Source organism: Micromonospora sp. NPDC023633 (assembly GCF_040640035.1).
GTDB lineage: Bacteria > Actinomycetota > Actinomycetes > Mycobacteriales > Micromonosporaceae > Micromonospora.
The window spans coordinates 1-2,417 of sequence record NZ_JBFABB010000263.1 but is presented as its reverse complement, the minus strand read 5'-3'; the positions used below and the strand labels follow the sequence as shown (position 1 = coordinate 2,417).

The 2,417-nt window shown below is 78.4% G+C and carries 2 protein-coding genes and 1 pseudogene; all 3 read left to right on the top strand.

Translation table 11 applies throughout. The annotated features are described in order from the left end of the window. Positions 1–112 precede the first annotated feature (112 nt). Positions 113–910 (top strand): annotated as a pseudogene (locus AB0G13_RS34530) (VWA domain-containing protein); the annotation flags it as partial. A 113-nt stretch (positions 911–1,023) separates the two neighbouring features. Further along, positions 1,024–1,635: a cob(I)yrinic acid a,c-diamide adenosyltransferase gene (cobO, locus tag AB0G13_RS34525; protein ID WP_357883846.1), complete on the top strand. Its 612-nt coding sequence runs from the start codon at positions 1,024–1,026 to the stop codon at positions 1,633–1,635. Between the two features lie 53 nt (positions 1,636–1,688). Further along, positions 1,689–2,417 (top strand): cobyrinate a,c-diamide synthase (locus tag AB0G13_RS34520; RefSeq protein ID WP_357883849.1); only part of this gene is annotated, 729 nt, incomplete at its 3' end.

Here is a 2,417-nt window from a genome sequence, read left to right as displayed (position 1 = left end):
CGACGGAGAGCACCTCACGCCACTGCTCCCAGCCGGTCTCGACGAACGGGGTGGAGGCCCCGGTGCCGGCGTTGTTGACGAGCACGCCGACCGGCCCGGCGGCGGGCCGGCCGTGGCCGTACCCCGACAAGGCCTGAAGGCCCGGCTGCTCACCGCGCCCGGGATCGGCGACGGGGTGCCCGGCCGCCGCTCCCGGGCCCGGACCGGGCGCGGCCGGACCACCGGGGCGCGGGTGCCGACCGGCCGGGCCGGCGTGCTGCACCTGCCGGCGACCGTCCGGGCCGCCGCCCCGCACCAGGCCACCCGCGGCCGGGTCGGCGGGCCGCTGCGGCTGCGCCCGGACGACGTCCGGGAGGCGGTCCGCGAGGGACGCGAGGGCAACCTGGTGCTCTTCGTCGTCGACGCCAGCGGCTCGATGGGCGCCCGGGCGCGGATGGCCGCCGTCAAGGGGGCCGTGCTCGCCCTGCTCACCGACGCCTACCAGCGCCGGGACAAGGTCGCGGTGGTCGCCTTCCGGGGCGCCGCCGCGCAGCTGCTGCTGCCGGCCACCTCGTCGGTGCTGGCCGCCTCCACGCGGCTGGCCGAGCTGCCCACCGGCGGGCGCACCCCGCTGGCCGAGGGGCTGCTCGCCGCCGCCGACCTGCTGCGGGTGGAGCGGCTGCGCGATCCCCGCCGCCGACCCCTGGTGCTGGTGGTCACCGACGGCCGGGCCACCGCCGGCGAGCGCCCGCTCGACCGGGCGGCCCGCGCGGCGGGCGTCCTCGCGGCCACCGGCGCACCCTGCGTCGTCGTCGACTGCGAGACCGGCCCGGTCCGCCTGGGCCTGGCCCGCCGCCTCGCCGCCCAACTGGACGCCACCCACCACCGGCTCGACGAGGTGGCGACCGCCCCCCTGACCACCCTCGCCACCCACCCCGCCCCGCGATCTCGCACCTCCCGCCCCGGCGCCCCGGACGAGGCCGCCGACGGCGCGGGCGCGAACGGTGCCGGCGCGGGGGCCCGACCGACAAGGAGCGCCGCCTGATGCCGCAGGGGAAGCCGTCCCACGTGCCCGCCGACGGGCTGACCACCCGGCAGCGGCGCCACCGGCCGCTGCTGATCGTCCACACCGGACAGATGAAGGGGAAGTCGACCGCCGCGTTCGGGCTGGCCCTGCGCGCCTGGACGGCCGGACTGCCGGTCGGGGTGTTCCAGTTCGTCAAGAGCGCCAAGTGGCGGGTGGGGGAGGAGAACGCCTTCCGCGCCCTCGGCGAGGTGCACGAGCGCACCGGGCAGGGCGCCCCGGTCGCGTGGCACAAGATGGGCGAGGGCTGGTCCTGGATCCAGCGCGGCGGCGAGGCCGACCACGCCGCCGACGCCCTGGAGGGCTGGCGGCAGATCCAGCGCGACCTCGCCGCCCAGCGGTACGGCCTCTACGTGCTCGACGAGTTCACCTACCCGATGAAGTGGGGCTGGGTGGACGTGGACGAGGTGGTCGACACCCTGGCGAACCGCCCCGGCTTCCAGCACGTCGTGATCACCGGCCGCGACGCCGACCCCCGTCTGGTGGAGGCCGCCGACCTGGTCGCCGAGCTGACCAAGGTCAAGCACCCGATGGACGCCGGCCAGAAGGGCCAGAAGGGCATCGAGTGGTGACCAGCGACACCCCGGCCGCCGACGCGACCGGCGACCACGGCGGCGCGTGGGCGCTGCCGCGCGTGGTGGTCGCCGCGCCCGCCAGCGGGCACGGCAAGACCACCATCGCCACCGGGCTGCTCGCCGCGCTGCGCCGCCGCGGCCTGGTGGTCAGCCCGCACAAGGTCGGCCCCGACTACATCGACCCCGGCTACCACGCGCTCGCCGCCGGCCGTCCCGGCCGCAACCTCGACCCGTGGCTGGTCGGCGAGGAGCGGATCGCGCCGCTGCTGCGCCACGGCGCCGGCACCCCGACGCCCGCCGACATCGCCGTCGTCGAGGGCGTGATGGGGTTGCACGACGGCGCGGTCGGCCGCCGCGGGTACGCCTCCACCGCGCACGTCGCCCGGCTGGTCGACGCCCCGGTGCTGCTGGTGCTGGACACCACCGCGCAGGGCCGCTCCGCCGCCGCGCTCGCCCTGGGCATGGCCGCGTTCGACCCCGACGTGCGGATCGGCGGGGTGATCCTCAACCGGGTCGGCTCGCCCCGGCACGAGTCGCTGCTGCGCGACGGGCTCGCCGAGGTGGGCGTGCCGGTGCTCGGCGCGGTCGCCCGCGCCGCCGAGGTCGCCGCCCCGGCGCGCCACCTCGGGCTGGTGCCGGTCGCCGAGCGGGCACCGGAGTCCCTGGCGATCGTGGCCGCCCTCGCCGACCTCGTCGCGGCCACCGTGGACCTGGACGCCGTGCTGGACCTGGCCCGCACCGCGGGCCCGCTGCACGCGCCGGCCTGGGACCCGGCCGCC

Excerpts from the sequence above, each read along its gene's own strand:
- cobO (WP_357883846.1), top strand. The coding sequence starts at position 1,024 with ATGCCGCAGGGGAAGCCGTCCCACGTGCCCGCCGACGGGCTGACCACC.